At 64.6% G+C, this 26,116-nt stretch carries 25 protein-coding genes and 2 riboswitches; of the genes, 19 read left to right on the top strand and 6 right to left on the bottom strand.

All coding sequences use genetic code 11. From position 1 onward, the window contains the following. Window positions 1-7 precede the first annotated feature (7 nt). On the top strand, window positions 8-1,255 hold the full coding sequence (gene glcF / locus H4V98_RS01975) for a glycolate oxidase subunit GlcF (protein ID WP_196862669.1): 1,248 nt from the start codon (window positions 8-10) through the stop codon (window positions 1,253-1,255). Between the two features lie 142 nt (window positions 1,256-1,397). On the opposite strand, the gene H4V98_RS01970 is transcribed toward glcF, so the two are convergent. Beyond that, window positions 1,398-1,883, bottom strand: coding sequence for a glutathione peroxidase (locus H4V98_RS01970; RefSeq protein WP_196862670.1), 486 nt, complete (start codon window positions 1,881-1,883; stop codon window positions 1,398-1,400). A gap of 260 nt (window positions 1,884-2,143) precedes the next feature. Then, a riboswitch (guanidine-I (ykkC/yxkD leader) is annotated at window positions 2,144-2,254 on the top strand. 54 nt (window positions 2,255-2,308) lie between these two features. Here H4V98_RS01970 and H4V98_RS01965 point away from each other — a divergent pair. The 16 genes from H4V98_RS01965 to atzF all read left to right on the top strand — a co-directional run bounded on the left by H4V98_RS01965 (window position 2,309) and on the right by atzF (window position 19,140). Continuing rightward, window positions 2,309-3,346 (top strand): ABC transporter substrate-binding protein, encoded by a 1,038-nt coding sequence (locus tag H4V98_RS01965; RefSeq protein WP_196864414.1) that lies wholly within the window; start codon window positions 2,309-2,311, stop codon window positions 3,344-3,346. Between the two features lie 75 nt (window positions 3,347-3,421). Beyond that, on the top strand, window positions 3,422-4,435 hold the full coding sequence (locus tag H4V98_RS01960) for a fatty acid desaturase (protein WP_231374829.1): 1,014 nt from the start codon (window positions 3,422-3,424) through the stop codon (window positions 4,433-4,435). A gap of 1 nt (window position 4,436) precedes the next feature. Then, window positions 4,437-5,225 (top strand): SDR family oxidoreductase, encoded by a 789-nt coding sequence (locus tag H4V98_RS01955; protein WP_280757253.1) that lies wholly within the window; start codon window positions 4,437-4,439, stop codon window positions 5,223-5,225. Then, window positions 5,225-5,989 (top strand): glucose 1-dehydrogenase, encoded by a 765-nt coding sequence (locus H4V98_RS01950; RefSeq protein WP_196864412.1) that lies wholly within the window; start codon window positions 5,225-5,227, stop codon window positions 5,987-5,989. Before H4V98_RS01955 ends, H4V98_RS01950 begins: the two co-directional genes overlap by 1 nt. Before the next feature lie 17 nt (window positions 5,990-6,006). After that, entirely contained in the window at window positions 6,007-6,930 is a 924-nt protein-coding gene (locus H4V98_RS01945; RefSeq protein ID WP_280757252.1) for a DMT family transporter, read from the top strand. Then, window positions 6,927-7,691, top strand: coding sequence for a creatininase (locus tag H4V98_RS01940; RefSeq protein ID WP_196864410.1), 765 nt, complete (start codon window positions 6,927-6,929; stop codon window positions 7,689-7,691). The genes H4V98_RS01945 and H4V98_RS01940 overlap by 4 nt, the downstream gene beginning before the upstream one ends. Before the next feature lie 13 nt (window positions 7,692-7,704). Further along, the gene (locus tag H4V98_RS01935; protein ID WP_280757251.1) at window positions 7,705-8,286 is read left to right on the top strand and encodes an isochorismatase family cysteine hydrolase; all 582 of its coding nucleotides are present in this window, start codon (window positions 7,705-7,707) and stop codon (window positions 8,284-8,286) included. After that, on the top strand, window positions 8,202-8,381 hold the full coding sequence (locus H4V98_RS01930; RefSeq protein ID WP_348535214.1) for a hypothetical protein: 180 nt from the start codon (window positions 8,202-8,204) through the stop codon (window positions 8,379-8,381). The genes H4V98_RS01935 and H4V98_RS01930 overlap by 85 nt, the downstream gene beginning before the upstream one ends. After that, window positions 8,378-9,184, top strand: a complete 807-nt coding sequence (locus H4V98_RS01925) for an N-acyl homoserine lactonase family protein (RefSeq protein ID WP_196864409.1) — start codon at window positions 8,378-8,380, stop codon at window positions 9,182-9,184. The genes H4V98_RS01930 and H4V98_RS01925 overlap by 4 nt, the downstream gene beginning before the upstream one ends. Then, window positions 9,181-10,008, top strand: a complete 828-nt coding sequence (locus tag H4V98_RS01920) for a hypothetical protein (RefSeq protein ID WP_196864408.1) — start codon at window positions 9,181-9,183, stop codon at window positions 10,006-10,008. Before H4V98_RS01925 ends, H4V98_RS01920 begins: the two co-directional genes overlap by 4 nt. Window positions 10,009-10,226: 218 nt before the next feature. Then, window positions 10,227-10,333, top strand: a riboswitch (guanidine-I (ykkC/yxkD leader). A gap of 56 nt (window positions 10,334-10,389) precedes the next feature. Continuing rightward, on the top strand, window positions 10,390-11,208 hold the full coding sequence (locus tag H4V98_RS01915) for an ABC transporter permease (protein WP_231374830.1): 819 nt from the start codon (window positions 10,390-10,392) through the stop codon (window positions 11,206-11,208). A 4-nt stretch (window positions 11,209-11,212) separates the two neighbouring features. Continuing rightward, a complete protein-coding gene (locus H4V98_RS01910) occupies window positions 11,213-12,049 on the top strand; it encodes an ABC transporter ATP-binding protein (protein ID WP_196864407.1) in 837 nt (278 codons plus the stop codon). A gap of 46 nt (window positions 12,050-12,095) precedes the next feature. Beyond that, window positions 12,096-12,878 carry an urea amidolyase associated protein UAAP1 gene (locus H4V98_RS01905; RefSeq protein ID WP_196864406.1) on the top strand — a complete coding sequence of 261 codons (783 nt, stop codon included), beginning with the start codon at window positions 12,096-12,098 and terminating at the stop codon, window positions 12,876-12,878. 56 nt (window positions 12,879-12,934) lie between these two features. Continuing rightward, window positions 12,935-13,585: an urea amidolyase associated protein UAAP2 gene (locus H4V98_RS01900; RefSeq protein ID WP_196864405.1), complete on the top strand. Its 651-nt coding sequence runs from the start codon at window positions 12,935-12,937 to the stop codon at window positions 13,583-13,585. A gap of 71 nt (window positions 13,586-13,656) precedes the next feature. Further along, the gene (gene uca / locus H4V98_RS01895) at window positions 13,657-17,283 is read left to right on the top strand and encodes an urea carboxylase (protein WP_196864421.1); all 3,627 of its coding nucleotides are present in this window, start codon (window positions 13,657-13,659) and stop codon (window positions 17,281-17,283) included. A gap of 30 nt (window positions 17,284-17,313) precedes the next feature. Further along, complete coding sequence (gene atzF, locus H4V98_RS01890) at window positions 17,314-19,140, top strand: allophanate hydrolase (protein ID WP_196864404.1); 1,827 nt, start codon at window positions 17,314-17,316, stop codon at window positions 19,138-19,140. 2 nt (window positions 19,141-19,142) lie between these two features. Here atzF and H4V98_RS01885 read toward each other — a convergent pair whose 3' ends face one another. Both H4V98_RS01885 and lplT read right to left on the bottom strand, forming a co-directional pair. Beyond that, window positions 19,143-20,051: a DMT family transporter gene (locus H4V98_RS01885; RefSeq protein ID WP_196864403.1), complete on the bottom strand. Its 909-nt coding sequence runs from the start codon at window positions 20,049-20,051 to the stop codon at window positions 19,143-19,145. Then, window positions 20,051-21,331 carry a lysophospholipid transporter LplT gene (gene lplT, locus H4V98_RS01880; protein ID WP_196864402.1) on the bottom strand — a complete coding sequence of 427 codons (1,281 nt, stop codon included), beginning with the start codon at window positions 21,329-21,331 and terminating at the stop codon, window positions 20,051-20,053. Before lplT ends, H4V98_RS01885 begins: the two co-directional genes overlap by 1 nt. Window positions 21,332-21,562: 231 nt before the next feature. Here lplT and alr point away from each other — a divergent pair, with 231 nt between their 5' ends. Then, window positions 21,563-22,657, top strand: a complete 1,095-nt coding sequence (gene alr / locus H4V98_RS01875; protein ID WP_196864401.1) for an alanine racemase — start codon at window positions 21,563-21,565, stop codon at window positions 22,655-22,657. 35 nt (window positions 22,658-22,692) lie between these two features. Here the strand turns inward: alr and H4V98_RS01870 are convergent, their stop codons facing one another. After that, window positions 22,693-22,908, bottom strand: a complete 216-nt coding sequence (locus H4V98_RS01870; protein WP_196864400.1) for a hypothetical protein — start codon at window positions 22,906-22,908, stop codon at window positions 22,693-22,695. Here H4V98_RS01870 and gtfA point away from each other — a divergent pair. Continuing rightward, window positions 22,907-24,349, top strand: a complete 1,443-nt coding sequence (gene gtfA / locus H4V98_RS01865; RefSeq protein WP_196864399.1) for a sucrose phosphorylase — start codon at window positions 22,907-22,909, stop codon at window positions 24,347-24,349. The two genes, H4V98_RS01870 and gtfA, sit on opposite strands and share 2 nt — an antisense overlap. 232 nt (window positions 24,350-24,581) lie before the next feature. On the opposite strand, the gene H4V98_RS01860 is transcribed toward gtfA, so the two are convergent. Beyond that, window positions 24,582-25,556, bottom strand: coding sequence for a 2-dehydropantoate 2-reductase (locus H4V98_RS01860; protein ID WP_196864398.1), 975 nt, complete (start codon window positions 25,554-25,556; stop codon window positions 24,582-24,584). A 100-nt stretch (window positions 25,557-25,656) separates the two neighbouring features. After that, window positions 25,657-26,061, bottom strand: coding sequence for a 5-carboxymethyl-2-hydroxymuconate Delta-isomerase (locus tag H4V98_RS01855; RefSeq protein WP_196864397.1), 405 nt, complete (start codon window positions 26,059-26,061; stop codon window positions 25,657-25,659). Window positions 26,062-26,116 lie beyond the last annotated feature (55 nt).

Below are 26,116 nucleotides of genomic sequence, written 5' to 3'. Positions count from 1 at the left end.
GAACACCATGCAGACACAACTCGCCCCCGAATTCCAGAACACACCCGACGGCCTGCAGGCCGAAGCCATCCTGCGCAAATGCGTGCACTGCGGTTTTTGCACTGCCACCTGTCCGACCTACCAGCTGCTCGGCGACGAGCTGGACGGTCCGCGCGGCCGCATCTATTTGATCAAGCAGGTGCTTGAAGGCGAAGTGCCAACGCGCAAGACCCAGTTGCACCTGGACCGCTGCCTGACCTGCCGCAACTGTGAATCCACCTGCCCCAGCGGCGTGCAGTACGGCCACCTGATCGACATTGGCCGCAAGCTGGTCGATGAACGCGTGCCGCGTCCGGCCAGCGACCGCGCCGTGCGCTGGGCGCTCAAGGAAGGCCTGCCGTCGCCCCTCTTCGCCCCTGCCATGAAGATGGGCCAGGCGGTGCGCGGCCTGCTGCCGCATTCGCTGAAGAACAAGGTGCCCGCCAAACAGGCCGCCGGCGCCTGGCCAACACGCTCGCATGCCCGAAAAATGCTGATGCTCTCGGGTTGCGTGCAGCCCGCGATGATGCCCAACATCAATTCGGCCACGGCCCGTGTGCTGGACGCTGCCGGTATCCAGACTGTCGTGGCGGCCAAGGCCGGCTGCTGCGGCGCGGTGAAATTCCACCTGAACGACCAGGACGGTGGCAAGGCCGAAATGCGCCGCAACATTGACGCCTGGTGGCCGCACGTCGAGAGCGGCATCGAAGCGCTGGTGATGAACGCCTCGGGCTGCGGCGTCACGGTCAAGGAGTACGGCTTCATCCTGAAGGACGATCCGGCGTATGCCGAAAAAGCCGCACGCATCAGCGAGCTGACCCGCGACCTGAGCGAGCTGCTGCCGGTCATTGCCGAATCGCTGCAGGCCAGCCGGCCCGACCTGGTGAAAAAAATCGCTGCCAGCGCGCCCAAACTGGCGTTTCATCCACCTTGCACGCTGCAGCACGGCCAGCAGCTGCGCGGCGGCGTCGAGCAGCACCTGGGCAGCCTGGGCTTTGACATCAAGGTGTCCCTGAACGAGGCGCACCTGTGCTGCGGCTCGGCGGGCACTTATTCAGTGCTCCAGCCAGAAATCGCCTACCAGTTGCGCGACCGCAAGCTGGCCAATCTGGGCGACATGGCGCCCGAGGTGATCGTGTCAGCCAATATTGGCTGCATCACCCACCTGCAAAGCGGCACGGCCACGCCGGTGCGGCACTGGGTTGAAGTGCTGGATTCGGCGCTATTGAATCAATAGCTGTCAGTGTTTGCCAGTATTGCGCAAACAGCCATTTTGTCTATGAATTGACAGGGTGGGGTGGGTTTGAAGCGAGACGCAAGCGACAGGTTTTCGCACCTGCGTTTGCATTTTCAGATTTCCCTGAACACCTTTCGCCGGCTCAGGCGGCCAGCGCGGCTTCAATGTCTTTGGCCAGGTCGGCCGGCTTGTCCAGCGGCGCATAGCGCTTCAACACCTGGCCGTCCTTGCCGACCAGGAATTTGGTGAAGTTCCACTTGATGGCCTTGCTGCCCAGCAGGCCGGGCGCCTCACTCGACAGCCACTGGTACAGCGGATGGGCAGCCGGGCCGTTGACATCGACCTTGGACATCATCGGAAACGTCACGCCGTAGTTGACCTGGCAGAAGCTGGCAATTTCGCTGTCCGGGCCTGGGTCTTGTGCGCCGAACTGATTGCACGGAAACCCCAGCACCGCCAGGCCTTTGCCGCCATAGGTCTTGTGCAGTTCTTCCAGGCCGCCGAACTGCGGCGTGAAGCCGCACTGGCTGGCGGTGTTGACGATCAGCATGACCTGGCCCCTGAAGGCCGACAGGGCCAGGTCCTGGCCGTCGATCTGGCGGGCTTGATAGTCGTAAATACTGGGCATGGAATCTCCAAGAATGAGGGCCTGACAAGAACCTGCTGGCAGGCGCCAGGGAATAACGTGTGCGGGGCAAGGCGTATTTTGCGCACCAACACAATGCGCTGCAACCGCAAGGGCAATGACCAACTGCACCTGGCTGGATCAGGGTGGTGCCAAATCCATGGCCGGACAGGCCATCCGCAGGTAAAAAAGATGGCACGCGTATTGCGTTCAACCCTTTTGCAAGAAAAGCGATTTGTACAGTTGATGTGCAAATGCTTCTAACGTAGGGGCACTAGGGTTCCGGTCGCCGAAGGATCAATTCGGCCGATGTCTGGTCCGAGAGTGCCCCGGCCTCGCAAGAGGCTCCACGGAGGGATAAAAGCCCGGGAGAACGATGTACCAATCGTATTTTCCTGCGCCCGTCCCTCACCTTCAGGAGCCTCGTCATGACATCATCCGGTTTTTCTTCTTCACGCAACGCTGCGCCGTCGTTGCTCGGTCGTCTGTTCAAGCCTGCACTGGGTCTGGCGGTTGCCCTGGCGGCGGCATCGGCATTCGCCGCCGGCCCGGCGAGCATGAAAATTGGCACTGTGGTCTGGATCGGGTACGGCCCTTTTTATGTGGCTGACGCGCTCGATTTGTACAAAAAATACAACCTCAAGGTGTCGCTGCAGGTCTTTAACGATCCGGCCCTGATTCCGTCGGCCATGGCGTCGGGCGCGCTGGACGGCGCCATGCTGACCTATGACCAGGTGGTCGGCCAGGTGGCCGGCGGCAAGGCGCAAAAGGTGGTGATGCCGATTGACTATTCCAACGGTGGCGACGCCATTGTGGCGGAGAGCAGCATCACCAAAGTGACCGACTTCAAGGGCAAGAAGGTGGGCTTCAATCCCCTGTCGCCATCGGACTTTCTGCTGTCTTATGCGCTCAAGACGAACGGCATGACCGACAAGGACATCGTGGCGGTCAACATGACGCCCGAGGGCGTACCGGCCGCGATGGCCTCGGGCCAGATGCCCATCGGCGTGACCTACGAGCCCAGCTTGTCGCAGATTCTCGGCCAGGGCGACGGCAAGAAGTTCAAGGTGGTGTTTTCATCCAGAAATGCCCCCGGTCTGATTGCCGACGTGCTGGTGTTTGACGACAAGGCCATCAAGGCCAAACCGGCGGAAATTGCCGGCATCATGAAGGCCTACCTGGACGGCCTGGCCTACATGAAAGCCAAGCCCGATGAGTCGGCCAGGATCATCGGCAAGTTCATGGGCGTCTCGGCCAAGGAAGTCAAGGAACAACTCCTTGGCGTGTACAACATCCCGCTGGCCGAAATGCCCAAGGCTTTCGTCAAGGCCAAGGAAACCACCTCGTATTTCGCCAGCGGCGAGATCATCGGCCAGTTGCTCAAAGCCAAGGGCCAGATCACCGCAGTGCCGCCGATCGAAACCACGTTCGACGCGCAGTTCGTCACCGCGCTGACCAAGAAGTAAATCCCTGCGGGCGTTCGCTGTGCGCGTCCCCGCGGACGGGCACCGCGGGACCGCACCATGAAAAAAGGTTGCATCATGAAGCAGGTTTTCCGCTATCCCGAAGGGGTCTGGCCCAATGTGGCCGCTCTGGCCCTGACGCTGCTGGGCTACGGCGCCGGTGTGGCGCTGCTGGGCCAGCCGAACTGGGGCCTGAACGCCCTGGGCTTTTTGCTGGTCGCGCAGACCCTGGTCTGGTCGGCCTATTTCATTCATGAATTTGCCCATCAGGCCATCTTCAAGACGCCGGCTGCCAACCAGCGCTGGGGCACCGTGATGAGCTGGATCAACGGCAGCTGCTATGCCACATTTGCCGACATGCGGCGCAAGCACATGCGCCACCATGTGGAGAGGGCCGATGTGATTACCTTCGATGTGCGCGGCTTCCTGCTGCGCGCGCCGGCCTGGCTGCGAAACGGCGTGCTGGCGCTGGAATGGGCTTATTTTCCGGCCGTGGAGTTCCTGATGCGGGCCTTTGTCGTGGTGCTGCCTTTTCGTGACGAGCGCCGGCATGCGGCGCGCGGGCGCGTGCTGGCCATCGCCGCCGTTCGCCTGAGCCTGCTGGCGGCGCTGGGCTGGTGGTCGGTCAAGGCGCTGCTGCTGTACTTCGCGGCTTACCTGGTGTTTGTCACCGTGCTGCGCTTTGCCGACTGTTTTCAGCACACCTACGACGCCTATCCGATTCTGGACGACCAGCCGGTGCCTGGCGACAAACTGCGCGACCGCGCCTACGAGCAAGCCAACACCTACAGCGACATCGTGGGCCTGAACAGCAAATGGCTCAACCTGGTCTGGCTGAACTTTGGCTTTCACAACGCGCACCACGAGCGGCCCACGGCGCCCTGGCACCGCCTGCCGGCTTTTCACCGCGAGCTTTATCCCGACAGTTACGCGCAGGTCGTCACGGTGCGTGAGCTGCTGCACAGTTTTCACGTCAATCGCGTCAAGCGCGTGCTGGCCAGCGACTACGGCCACATCCAGGCCCCGGGCGCAAGCGGACGCACGCATGGTTTTCTGGGCGCCGTTGGCGTGTCTTTCCTGACGGCGGTCTAGCGTGGCACCGTGCTATGCCCTGGAGGGCAAAACCGTGGTGCTGACCGGTGCAGGCGGCGGCATTGGCCGTGCGCTGGCGCACGCGTTTGCCGCCCAGGGCGCCAGCCTGATGCTGCTGGACCGCGAGGCAGACAGCCTGCTGCGCCTTGCCGATGCGCTGGCCGCGCCAAACAAGGTCAGCACGGCCGTGTGCGACCTGGGCGACGACGCGCAGGTTTCCATGCTGGCTTCGCAGTTGCAGGCGCAAGGCGCGCGCGTCGATGTGCTCATCAACAATGCCGGCAGCGAATACCCGACACCGATCGACAGCAGCGCGCCCGACGCGATGGCGCGCTGGGCCGGTTTGCTGGACAACAACGTGGTCAGCATGGTGCGCCTGACGCGCGCGCTGCTGCCGCTGATGCCCGCCGGGGCCAGCGTCATCAACCAGTCGTCAATCTGGGGCAAGACCGGCGTGGCCGACTTTTCGGCCTATGTGGCCAGCAAGCACGCGGTGATCGGCCTGACGCGGTCGCTGGCCTTTGAGCTCGCAGCGCGCGGCATCCGCGTCAATGCGGTCTGTCCGGGCTGGATCCGCACCGATGCCGCCCTGCGCTCGCTGGCCAGCATGGCGCAGCAGCAAGGCCGCAGCGAAGCCGAGATCGAGCGCGAACTGCTGTCCCGGCAGGCCCTGCCGGCCATGCTGGCGCCAGCTGACATTGCCGGAATCTATCTCTTCCTGGCCAGCGTCGATGCGGCGCCGCTGACCGGCCAGGCCATCGTGGTGAGCAACGGCGAGGTGATGGGCTGATGACTGCGGCGTTCGAGCTGTCCCTGTCCGGCCGCACCGCGCTGGTGACCGGGGCCAGCAGCGGTATCGGGCGCGCCATCGCGCTGGCCTTTGCGCAGGCCGGCGCGGCCGTGCTGGTCAACCATCTGGGGCGGGCTGACGAGGCCGCCGCACTCGTGCGCGAGATCCACAGCCTGGGCGCCCAGGCCTGGGCGATCGAGGCCGATGTCAGCCGGTCGGCCGATGTGGCCGGTCTGGCGGCACAGGCCGCGCAGCGTTGCGGCACCGTCGACGTGCTTGTCAACAACGCCGGCATCATCCAGGAAAAACCATTTCTCGACACCACAGAGGACGACTGGGACCGCATGCTGGCCGTCGACCTGAAGTCGGTGTTCCTGACCGCGCGCGCCTTTTTTCCTGGCATGGAGGCGCAGGGGCACGGCGTCATCATCAACATCGCCTCTGACCTGGCCGTGCTGGGGCGCGAACACTACGCGCCCTACTGCGCCGCCAAGGCCGGCGTGATCGGCCTGACGCGGGCGCTGGCGCGCGAGTTCGCCCCGGCGATCCGTGTCAATGCGATTGCACCGGGGCCGGTCAACACGGCCATGATGTCGCTCGACGCCATGAGCCCGCAGTGGCTCGCCAAGGAGTTGGACATCCCCCAGCGGCGCATTGCCGAGCCGGACGAGATTGCCGCCACCGCGCTGTTTCTGGCCTCTGACCTGTCGCGCTTTTACTGTGGCCAGGTGCTCGGCCCCAATGGCGGCTCGGTCATGGGCTGAACCGGATTGACCACGCCGTGACGCCGTCTCTATCCGTTTCACCCCGACCTGCCGCCTGGCCGGTGGCCGTGCTGCTGTTTTCCTCGTCGCTCTGGGGGTTGTCCTGGTGGCCGCTCAAGCAGTTTGTGGCGATGGGCCTGTCCGGCCCGGTGCTCTCGCTGCTGGCCTATGGCCTGGTCAGCCTGTGCACCTTCATGCTGCTGTGGCGCGAGCGGGCTGCCTGGCGTTCGCAAACCGGCCTGCTGCTGGCGCTGGCGCTGGTGGGGGGCTGGGCCAACACGTCTTTTGTCTACGCGCTGATGCTGGGCGACGTGGTGCGCGTGATGTTTTTGTTCTACCTGTCGCCGGTCTGGTCCGTCCTGGGCGGCTGGCTGTTCCTGGGCGAGCGGGTGCGTCGCCGGCGCATCATCGCGGTCGCGCTGGCGCTGACCGGTTTGTGGTTCGTGATTGGCGGTGTCCGCGCCTTGCAGTCGCCGCTGAGCACGGCCGACTGGCTGGCCTTGTCGGCGGGCCTCGCGTTTGCGGGCAACAACCTGATTGCGCGCGCGGCGCAGGCGATTCCGCTGCGTTCCAAGACGGTGGCCGTGTTCCTGGGCTGCAGCGTGCTGGCGCTGGCCGCCGTGCTCGGGCAGGGCGCTGCCGTGCCGGCCGTGTCGGCACCGGTTTTACTGGCCGTGCTGGCCTATGGCTTTGTCTGGCTGCTGCTGGCCACGGCCACCTGGCAGTACGGCGTGACCCATCTGGAAAGCGGCCGCGCCGGCATCGTCATGGTGGCCGAATTGCTGGTGGCCGTGCTCAGTGCGACCTGGCTGGGCAGCGAACAGATGTCGCCTGTTGAATGGCTGGGCAGCGCCCTGATTGCCCTGGCCGCGCTGGTCGAAGCCACCGACGCCGGCGAGCCCGGCCTGCCACTTGTCACTGTTCCAAAGGAGTCAACATGAGCACCGTCTGGATGAACGAATTGTCCTGGGTCGATTACCAGGCCCGCATGACCGGGGACAAGCCCCCGGTTTTCCTGCCGGTCGGCGCGCTGGAGCAGCACGGCCCGCACCTGCCGCTGGGCACGGATGCGCTGCTGTCGGCCGCCGTGGCCTTTGACGCCGCCGTCCGGGTCGGCGGCCTGGTGGCGCCTACCTTGTCGTATGGCTACAAATCCCAGCCCAAGTGCGGCGGCGGCCAGCATTTCTGCGGCACCACCAGTGTGGACGCGGCCACCCTCATCGGCTCGGTGCGCGACGCCGTGCGCGAGTTTGCCCGCCACGGCGTCAACCGGCTGGTGGTACTCAACGGACATTATGAAAACCAGTGGTTCCTCATCGAAGGCATCGACCTGGGTTTGCGCGATGTCGGGCCCGGCGCCACGCTGGAGGTCATGCGGCTGGAATACTGGGATTTCATGACCCCTGCAACGCTGACGCATGTTTTTCCCGAAGGCTTCCCGGGTTTTGCGCTGGAGCATGCGGCCGTGATGGAAACCTCCATGATGCTGCACTACCACCCGTCGCTGGTGCGGCTGGACCTGATTCCCGACGACGGACCGGCCGATTTTCCGCCCTACGACATCTACCCTGCGCGCAGCGACTGGGTGCCGCCATCGGGCGTGCTGTCGTCGGCGCGTGGCGCGGACGCGGCCAAGGGCCGGCTGCTGGCGCAGGAAGTTTCGGCGCGCATCGCCCAGGCCATTGCCACCGGCTTTCGCTGAAATCGGGCTGGCCGTGAAACCTCTTGCCTGGACGATTGAAGTCGCCGACACGGCGCTGCTGGTGATCGACATGCAGCGCGATTTTTGCAGTCCGCACGGCTACGCGGCGCGCGCCGGGCTCGATGTGGCGCGGCTGGCCGGGCCCATCGGTCAGATCCGCCGGCTGCTCGACGCCGCGCGGGGCGCGGGCCTGCTGGTCGTGCACACGCGAGAAGGTCACCTGCCCGACCTGTCCGATTGCCCGGCCGAAAAAATGCAGCGCAGCCGGCAGGCCGGCGCGCCCATCGGCAGCGTTGGGCCCATGGGCCGGCTGCTGGTGCGCGGCGAATACGGGCATGACTTCATTGACGAGTTGCAGCCGGCCACAGGTGAAGCGGTGATTGACAAGCCCGGCTACGGCGCGTTCTACCAGACCGGGCTGGCGCAGCTGTTAACGAACCGCTGCATTCGCCAACTGATTGTCTGCGGCGTCACCCCGAGGTGTGCGTGCATTCGACGCTGCGCGAAGCGGTGGACCGGGGCTATGCCTGCGTCACCGTGGCCGATGCCACTGCCGCGAGCGATCCCGCCTTGCAGGCGCCGGCGCTGGCAATGATCGGCGTCGAGGGCGGGATTTTCGGCCGTGTGGCCACCACCGATCAATTGCTGCAAGCGCTACGCGGCGCGCCCAGCCACAAAGAGATCCCATGACCCAAGTCAAAAAATTATGGCCCTTACTGACCGCAACGCATCGCTACGACAAGTCCATCTCGACCTTCAACCGCGGCCGCGGCCAGCAGATTGAAGCGCCCATCCTGGCCTACCTGATTGAAACGGCCAACGGACGCATCCTTTACGACGTGGGTTGCGACCATGCCAAGATCAACGACCCGTTGGCAAGTGCCCGTTACTACGACCCGGCGGTGTTCGAGTTCGGCGCGCCGGAGATGCGTGATGAGCAGCGCATTCCCCGCCATCTGGCGCGCCTGGGGCTTACGCCAGCCGATGTCGATGTGATTTTCATTGGCCACCTGCATTTCGACCATGCCGGCGGGCTCAAGGACTTGCGGCGCTGCGGCTGCGGAGCGGAGATTCATGTGCAGCGCGATGAAATGGCGGTGGCGCGCAGCGGCGCCGACCGGGCGGTCTTTGCCGACGACCTGCAGGACGAGGCCGGCGCGCCGCTGCAGTTCAGGCTCAGGCAGGGCGAGTACACGCTGCTGCCCGGCGTGCATGCGGTGGCCTCGCCGGGGCACACCGTCGGCCACATGTCGATGCTGGTCGAACTCCCCAAGGGGCCGCCGGTGCTGCTGGCCGGCGATGCCGCCGATCTGCAGGAAAACCTCGATGACGAGGTGGCGCCTGGTACCTTGTGGCAGGCCCGCGAACAGCAGGCCGTGGACAGCATCCGCAAGCTGAAGGCGCTGGCCGTTGAGACCGGCGCCCGCATCTGGCCCAACCACGACATGGCGTTTTACCGTTCGCTGCCGGTCTTTCCGATGGCCTGCGAATGAGCGCGGTTCAAACCGGCGTCTTGCCAGGCGCCGGCGGGTCTGCCGTGCCGGACCGCTACCGCGGTGTTTGGGCACGCACGCTGCTGGAAGCACCGGGGGTGCGCGACGACCGCAGTTTTGTACGCTGGCTGCAGACCAGTGTCTGGCATGCCGACCTGCGCATTCCCCTGATGGCCCGGCCCGTGACCGCACAGGCGCCAGGTGCGCAGCCCGGACAGCCACTGGCGCTCAGGCTTGCCGCCCAGCAGGGATTTTGCGGCATGACCCAAGTCCGGCAGCAGGCGGCAGGAGAAGTCTGCACCTGGCACCGCCTGAGCGACTTTCAGCCGGCACGGGAGGCGGCGGATGCTGGCGTGATGCTCTTTGACGGGCCTGATCGTGTGATTGAAACGGGCCTGCATGCGTCGTATCTCGAGGTCTGGGAGCGCCTGCCCGGTTCCACCGGCCGGTCCATTGTGCTGGCCGGCCTGGACGAAACAGGGCAGGACAATGCCGAAAGGGTGCTGGTGGCGGGCCGTTATCTGATGCGTGTTCGTCCCCGGCGCCTGGCCTTGTCGCCTGACAGAGAAACGGAGCCATCGCTGGCCGATGTTGTTGCCCGGCATCCTGATATGGCCCGCGAGATACTGGATTTTGAAATCTCCTTTGGCCGCCTTGACGCCGGCCGCTGGACGATCGAGCATTCCACGCTGCCTGAACTCGAAGGCCGCAGCCTGCCTTGCCGGTTGCACCACGAGTCCGAATTTCAGGCACGAATCGAGGGCGATTTTTCAACCTTACCCTGGCAGGTCATTGAGTGGGACTGCACAGATTCAAGCATTTAGGCCCTGGAATCTGCCAGAAAAGGGCGATGGCCCGGAATAGGCCTCATGGGAGTGCGTTTTCCCTGATTTGGTGCACATCACTTGATGTTCAACAAGGCGAATGGCCCAGATGACGGCTGTTGCATCGCGACAGGTTGACCCTGATGCCAGAAATCTGGCATTGAATTTGCTTATTGTCTTGCAAGAGAGGTGTCGTGCTGATTACAGCGCCACTTTACTTGTCAGACCGCTAGGGTTCCGGGCGCCATGTCGAATGGCGCTGTCTGGTCCGAGAGCTGTCGGCCGCATTCATGCGGCTCCACGGAGGGATAAAAGCCCGGGAGGAGATGGTGTGTATCGCCGTCCTCTCTTGGCTTTTTCCTTCAACTTCTGGAGCCCGCATTGTCCGAAAAATTTTTGCCACCCGCGCGCCCGGGCATCTGGCGCATCGCGGGTCATCTATCCCGACGGCAGTACTGGATGTTTGCCGCGCTGGGGCTGTTGCTTCCCTTCGCCGCCTGGGCGGCCCTTTCTGCCTCGGGCTGGGTTGACCCGATGTTCCTGCCCGGGCCATTGAACGTGTTCACCCGCATGGTGACCTGGCTGCTCGAGGATGACCTGATGGGGGATGCTGCGATAAGCATCTACCGGGTCGCTGCTGGCTTTTTGTTGTCAGCTGCATTGGCCTTGCCGCTGGGTCTGCTGATCGGGGCCTTCCGCCCAGTCGAGGCCCTGCTCGAACCCCTGACCGATTTCATCCGCTATATGCCGGCCGTGGCCTTCATTCCCCTGGTCATGCTGTGGCTGGGCATTGGTGAAAGCGCCAAGATATCCATCATCTTCATCGGCACATTTTTCCAGATGGTGCTGATGGTGGCCGAGAACGTCCGGCAGGTGCCGATGGCGCAGATCGAAGCGGCCCTCACGATGGGCGCAACGCGCTACGAAATGATCCGCCTGGTGCTGTCGCAATCGGCCAAGCCGGCGATGCTCGACACGCTGCGCATCACGATGGGCTGGGCCTGGACCTACCTGGTGGTGGCCGAGCTGGTGGCTGCCAATTCCGGCTTGGGTTATGCCATTTTGAAGGCGCAACGCTACCTGAAGACCGACACGATTTTTGGCGGAATCATTTTGATCGGGGTGATTGGCCTGTTGATCGACCAGGGCTTTCGCTGGCTGCATCGCCGTCTGTTCCCCTGGTCACAGGCGAGAGGCTAAAACCATGTCCAAAGTCAACATCAAAAATGTCGGCAAGATATTCGCTGCCGCCGCCGGCCAGATCCCCGCGCTGCAGGACGTGAACCTCAGCATTGAAGACAACGAGTTCGTCACGCTCGTGGGGGCGTCGGGCTGCGGCAAATCGACTTTGTTGCGGATTCTTGCCGGGCTCGAATACCGCACCAGCGGCGAGGTGCTGTGCGATGGCCAGTCGATCAACAGCCCGGGCGCAGACCGCGCCATGGTGTTCCAGCACTACAGCCTGTATCCCTGGCTCAGCGTTATCGACAACATCAAGTTCAGCCGCCAACTCAAGGTCAACCGGGAAAATCTGACGTCCTCCGACGTGGAAGCCGCCTCCGGGCGCGCCGATGCGCTGCTGAACCTGATCGGCCTGAGCAAGGTGAGTTCGGCCTATCCGAACCAGTTGTCGGGCGGCATGCAGCAGCGGGTGGCGATTGCCCGGGCCCTGATGGGCCGGCCTTCGATCTTGCTGATGGATGAGCCTTTCGGCGCCCTGGACGCGCAGACGCGCGAGGTCATGCATGACCTGATCCTGCACATTCACCGGGTTGAAAAAACCACCATCATCTTTGTCACCCACGACGTGGAAGAAGCCATCTACCTGGGCCAGCGCGTGGTGCTGATGCAGCCGCGCCCCGGACGCATCCACAGCACGTTCGCGGTACCGCTGCCGGCCCAGCGCACCCAGGAGATGAAACACACGGCGCCGTTTCGCGAACTGCGTGCCGAGATCCTGGCGCGCATCCGGCAGAGCACCGGCATCACCACCGACCTGGACAGGCTTGACCAGCTCAACCTGCAAGGCACTTCAGCCTGAGGTCATTGCCCCCGTTATCCCCTCTTTCTTTACAAGCGATCAAGCCATGTCAACCACTTTTGCCAATTTGCCTGCGCTGGCCCGCGCAGCGGTGCCCGATATATCCACCACCTTTGCGCCCGAGCGGGTGCTGTGGGAGGAAACACTGCCCGGCGGCTGCCACTGGTCGGGCGTGCTGCGCCGCGGCAATACGCTGCGACTCTCCGACCTGCAGGGCTGCGCCAATGTCTCGGCGCTGTTTTTCAACCAGGAAGAAAAGACCGAGCGTTACAACATGCCTGACACGCTCAAGGCACAGCACACGGCTTTTCTCACAAGTGGTCATGCCTGCTACTCGGACATGGGACGCATCCTGTGCTCGATTCCCGAAGACAGCTGCGGCTGGCACGACACCTTCAGCGGCGTGCTCGACGCGGCCAGCCTGGAAAAAAAGTACGGCCAGGCGCGCTACCAGGAACACCGCAACGGCATGTACCGCAGCGGTCTGGATGGGTTGCTGGTGGAGTTGAACAAATGGGGCCTGGGCCGGCGCGATGTGGGCGCCAATGTCAATTTCTTCAGCAAGGTGAGCGCCGATCAGGGCGGCAAGCTGCATTTCGAGACGGCCCACCGGCAGCCAGACCAGCATGTCGATCTGCGTTTCGAGATGAATGTGTTGGTGGTGCTTTCCGCAGCGCCGCATCCGCTCGATCCGGCGCCGGTCTATGCCCCGGGCGCGGTCAAGCTCACGGCCTGGCGCTCCGGCACGGCGGGCGCCCAGGATGTGTGCCGGCTGTCATGCCCGGAAAACGACCGGGGTTTCATCAACACCGAGCGCTGGTTTCTTTAAACCAGCACGTCGGCCACTGCTTTCGCTTTCGATCCATCATTCCAAGGAATCCCACCATGTCTGCCACCATTCAGGCCAGCGCACTCGATCCCGCACAGGCCACCCTGGACGAAACCATTCCCGCCGGCGAGCCATGGATGCAGCGGCTCAGCAAGGGCCAGATTTTTCGCATTGTCGATCTCGAAGGCAACCAGGCCGTCGATACGCTGTTCTTCAACGCCGACGACCCCGAAGAGCACTACAGCCTGACGCACACCATTCAGGCACAGGGTGCGCTCTACCTGGGCCTGGGCTCCGTCCTCATGTCGAGCGAAGGCCGGCCCCTGCTGACCATTGTGGCCGACACCTGCGGCCGCCACGACACGCTGGGCGGCGCCTGCTCGTGCGAAAGCAATACCGTGCGCTACGCCCTGGAAAAACGCGCCATGCACAGCTGCCGCGACAACTTCATGGCGGCCATCGCGCACAACCCGTACGGACTGCACAAGCGCGACATGGCCTCCAACATCAATTTCTTCATGAACGTGCCGGTCACCCCAAACGGCGGTCTGACTTTCGAGGACGGCATCTCCGCGCCCGGCAAGTATGTCGAGATGCGTGCCGAGACGGACGTGATCGTGCTGGTGTCGAACTGCCCGCAGCTCAACAACCCGTGCAATGCCTACAACCCCACGCCGGTACGCTGCCTGGTCTGGGACGCCGCTTAACAACTTCCGGGTGCCGGACGACCGGCGCCCCTTCCTGACTGGCAGGACGACCTGCCGCTTGCCGTGAGCCGATCATGTTCAAAAAAGTTCTTGTTGCCAACCGGGGTGCGATTGCCTGCCGCATCATCCGCACCCTGCGCCGCATGGGTGTGGGCGCCGTGGCGATCTATTCCGAAGCCGATGCCGATTCGGCCCATGTGGCCGCAGCCGATGAAGCGGTTTGCATTGGCCCGGCGGCCGTCAGCGGCAGCTACCTGGCGATGCAGCGCATCATCGAGGCGGCGCTGGCCAGCGGCGCGCAAGCCATCCATCCTGGCTACGGTTTTCTTTCGGAAAATGCCGGTTTTGTCGAGGCCTGCGAAGCCGCCGGGTTGGCCTTTATCGGCCCCACGCCGCAACAGATGCGGGTCTTTGGCCTCAAGCACACGGCGCGCGCGCTGGCGACGCAGGCCGGCGTGCCCCTGCTGCCCGGCACCGGCCTGCTGTCCGGCCTGGACGACGCGCTGGCGCAGGCGCAAACCATCGGCTATCCGGTGATGCTCAAGAGCAGTGCGGGCGGCGGCGGCATCGGCATGCAGATGTGCCGCCATGCCGAAGAACTTCGCGCTGCTTTCGATTCGGTCAAGCGGCTGGCGCAAGCCAACTTTTCCGATGCCGGCGTGTTCCTGGAGCGCTTCATCACCGACGCCCGCCACATCGAGGTGCAGATTTTCGGTGACGGCGCGGGTGGCGTGCTGGCGCTGGGCGAGCGCGATTGTTCTTTGCAGCGTCGCAACCAGAAGGTGGTCGAGGAAACGCCGGCGCCCAACCTGCGCGAGGAGGTGCGCCAAGCCCTGCTGGAAACGGCGCGCAAGCTGGCCCGCACCGCCTGCTACCGGTCGGCCGGCACCGTCGAGTTCGTCGTCGATGCCGCCACGCAGGAATTCTTCTTTCTCGAAGTCAATGCACGCCTGCAGGTCGAGCACGGGGTGACCGAGGCCGTCACCGGCGTGGACCTGGTGGAATGGATGGTCCGCCTGGCCGCCGGGGACATGCCGCCCCTGCACACGCTGGCGGTGGTGCCGCGCGGCCATGCGGTGCAGGCGCGCCTGTATGCCGAGGATCCGGCCAAGAATTTCCAGCCCTCGACCGGACTGCTGACCGAGGTGTATTTTCCGAACGACCTGCGGGTGGACACCTGGATTGAACGCGGCACCGAGGTCAGCGCGCATTACGACCCGATGCTGGCCAAGCTGATCGCGCATGGCGACGACCGCGAGCAGGCGCTGGCCAGGCTGGACCAGGCCCTGGGCCAGACCCGCATCGCGGGGCTGGAGTCCAATCTTGACTACCTGCGCGCCCTGATGCGCTTTGCGCCCTTTTTGCAAGGGCGGCACACGACGCAAAGCCTGGCCGGTTTCGCGGCACCCAGCGAGGCGATTGATGTGCTCAGCCCGGGCGTGCAAACCTCGGTGCAGGACTGGCCGGGCCGGCTCGGCTACTGGGATGTGGGGGTGCCCCCCTCCGGGCCGATGGACGGACTGGCGCTGCGGCTGGCCAACCGGCTGCTGGGCAATCCCGAGGGCGCGGCGGCGCTGGAAATCACGGTCGCCGGGCCGACTCTGAGCTTTCGCAGCGCGCGGCAGATCGCTGTCACCGGCGCGCCTATCGAGTTGCTGCTGGACGGTGCGTCCGTGCCCATGGGCCGGGCGCTGGGGGTGCAGGCTGGTCAGACGCTGCGCGTCGGCCGTGTCACGGGCACGGGCTGCCGGGCCTATCTGGCGGTGAGCGGCGGCCTTGATGTGCCGGTTTACCTGGGCAGCCGGTCGACCTTCACGTTGGGCCAGTTCGGCGGCCATGGCGGCCGGGTGTTGCGTGCCGGTGATGTGCTGCATCCGGGCCAGACCGCCGGCTTGCCCGTCATGGAGGCTGATACAGCGGCGGCCTTGACACCGGTGTTCGGCGCGCACTGGGATATCGGCGTACTGGTCGGGCCGCATGCCGCCCCCGACTTCTTCACGCCGGAAGATATGGAAATGTTCTTTGCCACCGACTGGCAGGTGCATTACAACTCCAGCCGCACCGGCGTTCGGCTGATCGGTCCGAAGCCGGCCTGGGCCCGACGCGATGGCGGGGAGGCCGGTCTGCACCCTTCGAACATCCACGACAACGCTTACGCCATCGGCGCGATCGACTTCACCGGCGACATGCCGGTGATCCTCGGGCCTGACGGTCCGAGCCTGGGCGGCTTTGTCTGCCCGGCCACCGTCGTGCAGGCTGAACTGTGGAAGCTGGGCCAGTTGTCGCCCGGCAATACCGTGCGGTTCAAGCCCTTGCGTCAACAGGAGGCGGCCGAACTGGCGCGTGCCCAACATGCGGCGCTGACCGTGCCGGCGGCCGCAGAGGCCGAGCGGGTGGTGACGGTTTCGGCGCAAAGCCAGCCCCTGGACGGCGCGGTGCTGCACCGTTCGCCCGCCAAGGAAAACGGCGTCGAGGTGGTGTACCGGCGCGCCGGCGACGCCTATGTGCTGATCGAGTTCGGTGAGCTCCAGCTGGACCTGACGCTGCGCTTCCTGGTACATGCCCTGATGACGCGCCTGCAGGACTGGCGCGACGAAGGCCAACTGCGCGGCGTGATCGACCTGACGCCGGGTATCCGCTCGCTGCAGGTGCATTACGACGCGCTGCAGTTGCCGCTGCCGGCCCTGATGGACCAGCTGCTGCAGGCCCAGGCCGGACTGGCGGCGGCCGATGACATCGAGGTGCCGAGCCGCACCGTCTGGCTGCCGCTGTCCTGGGACGACCCGGCCACCAAGCTGGCGATTGAAAAATACATGCAGTCGGTCAGCGCCGATGCGCCCTGGTGCCCGAGCAATATCGAGTTTATCCGCCGCATCAACGGCCTGCCCGACATCCAGGCGGTGTATGACATTGTGTTCGACGCCAGCTACATGGTGCTGGGCCTGGGTGATGTGTACCTGGGCGCGCCGGTCGCCACACCGCTGGACCCCCGGCACCGGCTGGTGACCACCAAGTACAACCCGGCCCGCACCTGGACGCCGGAAAACGCCGTCGGTATCGGCGGCGCCTATATGTGCGTCTATGGGATGGAAGGCCCGGGCGGCTACCAGTTCGTCGGCCGCACGGTGCAGATGTGGAATCGCTGGCGGGTGACGCGTGATTTTCAGGAAGGCAAGCCTTGGCTGCTGCGGTTTTTCGACCAGATCCGTTTCTACCCCATGGGTGCCGAGGAACTGCTGGCCTACCGCAAGGAGTTCGTGGCGGGGCGTGCCGCGCTGCGGATCGACGAAGGCGTTTTCCGCCTCTCGGATTACCAGCGTTTCCTGCGCGAAAACGATGCATCGATCAGGGACTTCAAACAAGGGCAGCAGGCGGCGTTCGAGGCCGAGCGCGAGCGCTGGCGTCTTGCGGGCGTGTCCGAGGCGCCCGATGCCGGCAGCGCCGCAGAGGCAGAGGCCCAGGCGGCCGCTGCCCAGGCCTTTGAAGGCGAAGTGGTGGCGTCCCAGGTTGCGGGCGGCGTGTGGTCTGTGCTGGTGGCGGTGGGCGCTGACGTGACGGCCGGGCAGGCGCTGCTGGTGATCGAGTCCATGAAAATGGAAATCACCGTGCATGCCCATTGCGCTGGCCGTATCGAGCAGCTGCTGTGCGTGGAGGGCCAGTCCGTGACGGCAGGCCAGCCGCTGGTGTTGATGTGCTGATGTGCTGATGTGTTGAACAAGGAAATGACGATGCGACTTGATCTTTCAATTCCCGCCCTGCGGGCCCGCTACCTCGATGGCAGCCTGACACCCGCGCAACTGGTGGAGCAGCTCGATGCGCAGATGCGCGCAGAAGACGCCGCCCTGGACCGGCATGTCTGGATTCGCCGCCTGACGCTCGATGAAATGCGCGCCCATGCCGCGGCCCTGGACGGGCGCGATCCGAAGACCTTGCCGCTGTACGGCATTCCGTTTGCCATCAAGGACAACATCGACCTGGCAGGCATTCCCACCACGGCCGCCTGCCCGGCGTTTGCCTATACGCCCCAGGCCAGCGCCACCGTGGTGCAGCGCCTGATCAAGGCCGGGGCCATCCCGGTCGGCAAGACCAATCTTGACCAGTTTGCCACCGGCCTGGTGGGGGTGCGCTCGCCGTATGGCGCCTGCCGCAACAGCCTGAACCCGGACTATGTGTCGGGCGGGTCCTCCGCTGGCTCAGCCGTTTCGGTCGCGCTCGGTCTGGCGAGCTTTTCGCTGGGCACCGACACCGCCGGCTCGGGCCGCGTGCCGGCCATGTTCAACAATCTGGTCGGTCTCAAGCCGACCTGCGGCCGGATTCCCGCCACGGGCGTGGTGCCGGCCTGCCGCACGCTCGATGTGGTGTCGGTGTTCGCGCTGACCGCAGGTGATGCCGCCACGGTGCTGGGGGTGGCGCAGGGCGAGGATCCGCTGGATGCGTATTCGCGCGACCTGCCGCCTTACGGCCATGACTTTGGCGCGGCCAGCAGTTTCCGGTTCGGCGTGCCACGCCCGGCCGACCTTGAGTTTCACGGCAACCCCGACGGCCCTGCGCAGTTCGCCCAGGCGGTCGCCCACTTGCAGGCGCTGGGCGGCACGCCGGTGGAGGTCGATCTCACGCCGTTTCGCGCCGTCGCGACCCTGCTCTATGAAGGCCCCTGGGTGGCCGAGCGTTACCAGGCCATCCGCTCCTTTATCGAGGCGCAACCAGAAGCGCTGCATCCTGTCACGCGCGCCATCACCGAGAAGGGCGCGCAGATTTCAGCACCGGAGACCTTTGCGGCGCTTTACCGCCTGAAGGAACTCCAGCGGCAGACCCGGCCGGTCTGGCAAGACATCGACTGCCTGGTCACGCCCACAGCCAGCACCATCTACACCATCGATGCGGTGCAGGCCGACCCCATCCGGCTCAATTCCAACCTGGGCCACTACACCAACTATGTGAACCTGCTCGACCTGGCTGCGGTTGCCGTGCCGACCGGCTTCATGTCTGACGCCATGGCGGGCATGCCCTGGGGCGTGACATTGGTCGCGCCTGCCGGCCAGGACCTGCCCCTGCTATCGCTGGCGGCACGCCTGCACGCGCGCACCGTGTCCACGGTGGGCGCCATGCCGCATGCGCCGCACTGCCTGGCCAGCGCCCTGCCGGACGGCCTGCAATTTGCGTCCGGCCTGGTCCGGGTGGCGGTCTGCGGCGCGCATCTGAGCGGCCTGCCGCTGAACGGGCAATTGACGCAACGCGGCGCCCGACTCGTGCGGGAGGTGCGCAGCGCCCCCTGCTACAAGCTGTTTGCGCTGCCCGGCGGCCCGCCCCAGCGACCCGGCATGCTGCGGGTTGATGCGGGCGGCTCCGCCATCGAGATGGAAGTATGGGAACTGCCCGCAAGCGAATTTGGCTCTTTTGTGGCCGGCATTCCCGCTCCCCTGGGCATCGGGACGGTGGCACTGGAGGACGGCAGCCCGGTGCAGGGCTTTGTCTGCGAGGCGCATGCCGCTGCGCAGGGACAGGACATCACCCACTTCGGCGGATGGCGCCGCTATCTGGGCAGCCTGGCGTGAGCTCAGTCTGTCTGGGATGAACCGGTGGCGAGCAGGACGGCCAGCAGGATCAGGCCGCCGCCGAACAGCGTGCGCGGTGACAATTCGCCTGCGCCGAGCAGGACCGATGAGGCGCTGGCAAACACCACCTCCGACAGCATGATGAGCGAGGTGGTGCTCGCGCGCAGGCGCGAGGCGCCGTACTGCAATGCCAGGTTTCCGGCCAGAAATGCCAGGCTGAGGAGCACGGTAACGCCAATCCAGGCAACGCCGGGCGCGGGCGGTGCCGCCATCAGGCCCAGACCCGTCCCAATGGCCGCCGTTCCGGTCGCCATGAGCGCCCCGCCGCCAAACATCGCCAGGATGCGTGATTCGCCGGGCGTGTGGTTGAGCTGGCGGAGCAAGATGTTGGTCAGTGCAAAGGTGAAGCCGCCCATGATGGCCAGCCAGTCCGCCAGGCTCTCGGGCACGGGCCAAGGCGATGCGGGTGTCTTCAGCACCACGACCAGTCCGGCCAGGGCCAGTGCGAGCCGCAGCAGTGAGCCGGCGCCCGGCTTTTCCCCCAACATGGGCCAGGCCAGCAATACCACCCAGGCCGGCATCAGGTAAAACAGCAGCACGACGCGCACCACGTCGCCCGTCGTGACGGCCCAGTTGAACCCCAGATTGGTCAACCCGGAGGCGGCCAGCAGCAGCCACAGCATCGGATGCTGTAAAAAGCCGCGCCAAGCGCCGGGTCTGACCGCCAGCAGACACAGCAGTGAAAAGACAAAGATGAAGGCCGTCGCCCACAGGGGGTGCACGCCATGGCCCTGCAATTGGCGAAACGGCCACCACGAAACGCCCCAGACGAAAGCGTTCAACACCAGCGCGCAGGCCGCCAGCGTGGCCGCCCGCCCTTGCGTGACGCGGGCCGGATTCGAGCCAGCCATTAATGCGACTTGTCGCTGCGGGCAATGCTCATCAGGTGATCAAGCTGCACCTTGTGCTTGATGGTGTTGCTCTTGTGCCAGCGCTGGATCAGCCACATGAAGCCGGCCACCACGACACCGAAGCCGGTGATCGCGCCAAAGGCTGACAGGCCCAGGCCGGTGGACAGGCTGTAGCCTGCGCCCAGGCTCAGGATGCAAGCCTGCTCGTTAAAGTTCTGCACGGCAATCGAGCGGCCGGCGCCCATCAGGTTGTGCCCCCGGTGCTGCAACAGCGCGTTCATCGGCACCACCAGGAAGCCGCCCAGGCCGCCCAGCAAAATCAGGAAGGGCGCGGCCACCCAGACGTTGTCGATGAAGTTCATGCCGATCACCAGCAGGCCCATGGCAATTCCCAGCGGCATGACCTTGGTGGCATGCTCCAGCTGCATGCGCATTGACGCCAGAATGGCACCGACCGCCGTGCCGATCGCCACCACGCCCACCAGCGACGACGCCTGCGTGGTGCTGTAGCCCAGCGCTGCTGCGCTCCAGGCCAGCACGATGTAGCGCAGGTTGCCTGACACCCCCCAGAACAGCGTCGTGGTGGCCAGGGAAATCTGGCCCAGCTTGTCGTGCCAGAGTGCCGAATTGCAGTTCCAGAAATCAGGCAGCAGCTCGAGCTTGTTGCGCGGCATGGGACGCATCTCGACACCGGTGTCGGGGATGCGCAGGTTGAACCAGGCGGCAATCGCATACAGCAAGATCAGCAGGCTGATGGCCGCTTCGGGCGCGGTGTCGATGCCGGTGTTGATAAGCGGAATATCAATCGCCAGCAGATGGCTGGAGACGGCATGGCCCACCAGTTGGCCGCCCAGCAGCACGCCCAGGATGATCGACGCGATGGTCAGGCCTTCAATCCAGCCGTTGGCTTTCACCAGCTGCGAAGCTGGCAGCAGTTCGGTCAGGATGCCGTACTTGGCAGGCGAATAGGCGGCTGCGCCCAGTCCGACAATGGCATAAGCCAGCAGCGGGTGCGAGCCGAACAGCATCATCAGGCAGCCGACGACCTTGATGGCATTGCTGGCAAACATGACGTTTCCCTTGGGCCGGGCGTCGGCGTAGGCGCCGACAAACGGCGCCAGAATGACGTAGAAAAGCGCAAACATCGGCACCAGCGCGGCCGGTTGCCATTTGGGAGCCCCACTGGTTTTGAGGAGTTCTACAGCCGCTACGAATAGCGCGTTGTCAGCCAGCGAACTGAAAAACTGGGCTGCCATGATGGTGTAAAAACCGCGCTTCATTGAACTGTATTGATCACCGCAAAAAATGCACCGGTGGGTCCGGTGTCTCAAGATAGGGGGTGAATGTCTCCAAAATATCGCTGTTTATAGCATGGGGGCCAGATGTCAAAATGAAGGGCGGCCCGCCGTGTGATGCAAGCCCTGACTGCATCCGCCCGGACCTGCCCGCCCTTTGCGTGTCTTTGTCAGTTTTTGCCACCCATTCCTGTTCTTAACCACTTTCATTGCGCCATGCCACGTCCCATTCTTGCCACCGTCCACACCGCCGCCCTCAGTCACAATCTTGCGCGGGTGCGCGCTGCCGCGCCGGATTCCCGCGTCTGGGCCGTTGTCAAGGCGAATGCCTACGGCCATGGCATCGAGCGTGTTTTTGACGCGCTGCGCAGCGCCGACGGATTTGCGCTGCTGGACCTGGCCGAGGCGCAGCGTCTGCGCGCGCTCGACTGGCGTGGCCCCATCTTGCTGCTCGAAGGCTGCTTTGACGCGCGTGACCTGGAGCTGTGCTCGCGCCTGGGGCTGTGGCACACCATCCACTGCAATGAGCAGATTGACCGGCTGGCCGCGCACAAGTCGCAGCTGCCGCACCGCGTCTTCCTGAAAATGAACACCGGCATGAACCGGCTGGGTTTCAGGCCCGAGCGCTTTCGCGCCGCCTGGACGCGGCTGAATGCGCTGCCGCAGGTCGAGGAAATCTCGCTGATGCAGCATTTCCCTGATGCCGACGGGCCCAAAGGCATTGACGCGCAGCTGCAGGCCTTCAACGCCGTGACGCACGACCTGCCAGGCGAACGCACGCTCAGCAACAGCGCGGCCATCCTGCGTCACGGCGAGGCACTGTCCGGCTGCTCCGACTGGGTCCGGCCCGGCATCGTGCTGTATGGCAGTGCGCCCGACTTTCCCGCGCACAGCGCAGCCGACTGGGGCCTGCAGCCGACGATGACGCTGTCTTCCCGCCTGATCGGCCTGCAGCAACTGGTAGCCGGCGACACGGTCGGCTACGGTTCGAGTTTTGTCGCCGAAGGGCCGATGCGCATCGGCGTGGTGGCCTGCGGCTACGCCGACGGCTATCCGCGCCACTGCGTCACCGGAACCCCCGTGCTGGTGGGCGGGGTGCGATGCCGCATGGTCGGGCGCGTCAGCATGGACATGATCACCGTCGACCTCACGCCCGTGCCGCAGGCCGGCGTGGGTTCAGAGGTCACGCTCTGGGGCTGCGCCAGCAGCGGCGCCGTGCTGCCGATCGATGACGTGGCGCGTTCGGCCGGCACGGTCGGTTATGAGCTGATGTGCGCGCTGGCCGCGCGCGTGCCGACTGTCGCTGACTGACGGGCGAAAAAGAACTGGCATGTGAAAGGTTTCTCTTAAACCGTCATGCTGAAAGCATCCGGGCGTTTCACGCCCGTCTGTTTTTCAGGGGTATCCGCCGCGGTGCCGATGTTCTCGCCGGTGCCGTCCTGCCGCCATGGCATGGTTTCAACATGTGCTGCCCCAGCCTGCTGCAAACCGGCATCCCCCTTCCTTTTCACTGGCCTGCCGGTATCCGGCGACAGGCTTTCAACAGGAGCAATTCTCGACATGACACTACGCAACCAGATCCAGCTGATCGCCTACCCAGACCGCATGGGCAACAACCTTGCCGACCTGTACAAGGTTATCGACAAGCATTTTTCGCATGTCATTGGCGGCGTTCACATCCTGCCGCCTTACCCGTCGAACGCCGATGGCGGGTTTTCGCCGCTGACGCACAAAGAGATTGATCCCAAGTACGGCAGCTGGGCCGACATCGAGAAAATCTCCAGCCGCTTCGACCTGTGCCTGGACCTGACGCTCAACCACATTTCCGACAAATCCGAAGAATTCAGGGATTTCCAGGCCAAGGGCTACGACTCCGAGCATGCCGACCTGTTCGTCCATGTCGACAAGCTCGGGCCGATCTCGCCCGATGATCTGGCCCGCATCCACATCCGCAAGGAAAAAGAGCCGTTTCGCGAAGTCACCTTTGGCGACGGCACGACCGGCCGGGTCTGGTGCACTTTCACCGAGCACCAGATCGACCTGAACTACCGCTCGCCCAAGACCTACGCGCTGATGGAGGACTACATGAAGTTTCTGGCGGAACGCGGCGTCAAGCTGTTCCGCCTGGATGCGTTTGGCTACACCACCAAGGAAATCGGCACCAGCTGCTTTCTGGTCGAGCCCGACGTGTACGACATCCTCAAGTGGGTCGATGGCGTGGCCCGCGAGAACGGCGCCGAGACGCTGCCCGAAGTGCACGACCACGCCAGCTTCCAGTATGCGATTGCGCTGCACGGCATGCACCCCTACGGTTTTGCGCTGGCGCCGCTGCTGCTGTATTCACTGTTCGACGCCAACAGCGTCTACCTCAAGCAATGGCTGCGCATGTGCCCGCGCAACCAGCTCACGGTGCTGGACACGCACGACGGCATCTGCATTCCGGACGTGGAAGGCGTCTTGCCCAAGACCGAGATCCAGGCGGTGATCGACAACGTCAGCCAGCGCAGCGCCGACCCCATCCTTCGCCGCTCGGCCGCCAACGTGCACAGCGTGGGCGCGATTTACCAGCTGACCTGTACCTACTACGACGCGCTCAAGCGCAACGACGACGCCTACATCGCCGCGCGCGCCATCCAGTTCTTTGCGCCCGGCATTCCGCAGGTGTACTACGTCGGTCTGCTGGCCGGCAGCAACGACCATGAACTGATGGAAGCCACCGGCGAGCTGCGCGACATCAACCGGCACTTCTACACGCTGGACGAGGTCGACGAGGCCGTCAAGACGCCTGTCGTGCGGCGGCTGCTCAAACTCATGGCGTTTCGCAGCAGCCATCCGGCATTCGACGGCGTGTTTCACCTGATGTATTCCAACGAAAGCAGCGTGGCCATGTGCTGGCGCAACGGCGAATTCAGCTGCGACCTGTTCGTGGACCTGAAATTCAAGAAGTCCACGATCAATTACGTGGACGTGAAGTCCAAGCGCCGGCTCTCGATGAGCTGCTGAGCCGGCACGGCCTGCACAAGCCGGCTGGAGACAGGCTGCGCTGGCCGATGGCTCCAGCGCAGGGTCGGCTTTCGCAATATCACCGTCCATGACGGCCAGGCGCTGCAGCCGGGCGGTGCTGCAGCGTGCTGCCGCCAAGCCAGGCGGCTGACGGGAAATCCTTGCGCTTTGGTTGCTCTGTATTTAATAGCTGCTTAAGACCGCTCAGTATGCGCAAAAGCCTTGAAATGGCTTAATACAGACCGTGCACCTGCGCCTTTAGCCGCGCCAGGCCGAGCAGCGCGTCGGTGAACGGCGTTGCCACGCCGGTCAACTGGCCCAGTTCCCGCACGGCGGCCACCAGCGCATCGAGTTCCAGCGCCTTGCCGGCTTCCACGTCCTGCAGCATCGAGGTTTTGAAGGCGCCGAGCTTGCGGGTGACCTGGTGCCGGTCTTCGGGCTGCTGGTCAATCGGGATGCCGATACGCGCGCCGATGTCCTTGGCTTCGAGCATCACCTGGGAGATGAAGCCGCGCACCAGTTCGTCGTTCATGATCAGGTCGGTGGTGGCGCCGGTCAGCGCGCTGATCGGGTTGACCGTCATGTTGCCCCAGAGCTTGAACCAGATGTCTTTCTGGATCTGGTCTGACACCGCCACCTCGAAGCCGGATTTTTCCATCCATGCCGCCAGTTGCTGCACGCGCCCGGTTTTCTCGCCCGACGGTTCGCCCAAAATGAGCTTGTTGCCGAAGTGATGGAAAACCTGCCCCGGCTCGTCGACCGAGCAGCTGGCATGCACCACGCATCCGACGATGCGCTGCACCGGCAAGGCTTCGGCCAGCGTGCCTTCCGGGTCCACCGAGGTCAGCCGCGTGCCGGCCAGCGTGCCGCCAAAGCCCTGCAAAAACCACCACGGCACGCCGTTCATCGCTGTCAGCACGGTGGTTTGCGGGCCCAGCAGCGGCGCGATCTGGCGCGCCACGTCGGGCAGTGACGGCGCCTTGACGGCCAGCACCACCAGATCCTGCACGCCCAAGTCAGCCGGCGTGTCGCTGGAGGCGACGGCCTGAGAGGTGACCTGGTTTCCCGTGCGCAGGCGCAGCCCGTGCAACTGCAGCGCGTCAAGCGTGGCACCGCGCGCCACCACGCTGACGCTGCAGCCGGCATGCGCCAGCCCGCTGCCTATCCAGCCGCCAATGGCGCCTGCGCCGTAAATGCAAACTTTCATGGGGAAGGTCTCCAGACGTCGAAATTTAAGAGAAAAAGGCCTTTTCCGCAATAGGTTCATGTGCTGGCAGCTATTGATTAAATAGCGGCTTGGTGCCGGCTCAGGCTGGCGTCATGTGCGTCGCCAGGTTGTTGTGCTTGCCTTCATAAACCGGCGCGCCTTCGTGGACCTGCAATGTCAGCCCGACGGCATGGGCGGCAAACACCGGTGCCAAATGCGCCTTCACGCTGGCCAGCACCGCTTCGCCGGCGCGCGCGATCATGGCCGGGGTGCGGCCCGGCGTGATCAGCAGGTTCAGGTAGATGAAGGCGCGGTCGGGCTGGCCGTCGGCGACTGCAAAATGCGGCGCCGGCCAGGCCATCACGCGCGTGCCGGCCACTGGAAACAGCGGGGCACCGTCGTCATGGCGCAGCGCCACCAGCGTAGCCGCCAGGGTGGTGCACAGCGTGCCCATGTCGGCCGAAGCTTCAAGGTTGGCGGTGTATTCGATCGTCAGGTGCGGCATGGGGAACTCCAAGGAGGGAAACGAAACGCAGGGACAGGGCAAAAATGAAACAGCC

It is taken from the genome of Polaromonas sp. CG_23.6, assembly GCF_029892315.1.
In the GTDB taxonomy this organism is placed as follows: domain Bacteria; phylum Pseudomonadota; class Gammaproteobacteria; order Burkholderiales; family Burkholderiaceae_C; genus Polaromonas.
The sequence above is the reverse complement of the archived record's forward strand: the minus strand, read 5'-3'. Positions and strand labels throughout refer to the sequence as shown.

Coding starts and splice junctions, on each gene's coding strand:
- glcF (WP_196862669.1), top strand. CDS start 8: ATGCAGACACAACTCGCCCCCGAATTCCAGAACACACCCGACGGCCTG.
- H4V98_RS01970 (WP_196862670.1), bottom strand. CDS start 1,883: ATGCCCAGTATTTACGACTATCAAGCCCGCCAGATCGACGGCCAGGAC.
- H4V98_RS01965 (WP_196864414.1), top strand. CDS start 2,309: ATGACATCATCCGGTTTTTCTTCTTCACGCAACGCTGCGCCGTCGTTG.
- H4V98_RS01960 (WP_231374829.1), top strand. CDS start 3,422: ATGAAGCAGGTTTTCCGCTATCCCGAAGGGGTCTGGCCCAATGTGGCC.
- H4V98_RS01950 (WP_196864412.1), top strand. CDS start 5,225: ATGACTGCGGCGTTCGAGCTGTCCCTGTCCGGCCGCACCGCGCTGGTG.
- H4V98_RS01940 (WP_196864410.1), top strand. CDS start 6,927: ATGAGCACCGTCTGGATGAACGAATTGTCCTGGGTCGATTACCAGGCC.
- H4V98_RS01925 (WP_196864409.1), top strand. CDS start 8,378: ATGACCCAAGTCAAAAAATTATGGCCCTTACTGACCGCAACGCATCGC.
- H4V98_RS01920 (WP_196864408.1), top strand. CDS start 9,181: ATGAGCGCGGTTCAAACCGGCGTCTTGCCAGGCGCCGGCGGGTCTGCC.
- H4V98_RS01910 (WP_196864407.1), top strand. CDS start 11,213: ATGTCCAAAGTCAACATCAAAAATGTCGGCAAGATATTCGCTGCCGCC.
- H4V98_RS01905 (WP_196864406.1), top strand. CDS start 12,096: ATGTCAACCACTTTTGCCAATTTGCCTGCGCTGGCCCGCGCAGCGGTG.
- H4V98_RS01900 (WP_196864405.1), top strand. CDS start 12,935: ATGTCTGCCACCATTCAGGCCAGCGCACTCGATCCCGCACAGGCCACC.
- atzF (WP_196864404.1), top strand. CDS start 17,314: ATGCGACTTGATCTTTCAATTCCCGCCCTGCGGGCCCGCTACCTCGAT.
- H4V98_RS01885 (WP_196864403.1), bottom strand. CDS start 20,051: ATGGCTGGCTCGAATCCGGCCCGCGTCACGCAAGGGCGGGCGGCCACG.
- lplT (WP_196864402.1), bottom strand. CDS start 21,331: ATGAAGCGCGGTTTTTACACCATCATGGCAGCCCAGTTTTTCAGTTCG.
- alr (WP_196864401.1), top strand. CDS start 21,563: ATGCCACGTCCCATTCTTGCCACCGTCCACACCGCCGCCCTCAGTCAC.
- gtfA (WP_196864399.1), top strand. CDS start 22,907: ATGACACTACGCAACCAGATCCAGCTGATCGCCTACCCAGACCGCATG.
- H4V98_RS01870 (WP_196864400.1), bottom strand. CDS start 22,908: ATGTCGAGAATTGCTCCTGTTGAAAGCCTGTCGCCGGATACCGGCAGG.
- H4V98_RS01860 (WP_196864398.1), bottom strand. CDS start 25,556: ATGAAAGTTTGCATTTACGGCGCAGGCGCCATTGGCGGCTGGATAGGC.
- H4V98_RS01855 (WP_196864397.1), bottom strand. CDS start 26,061: ATGCCGCACCTGACGATCGAATACACCGCCAACCTTGAAGCTTCGGCC.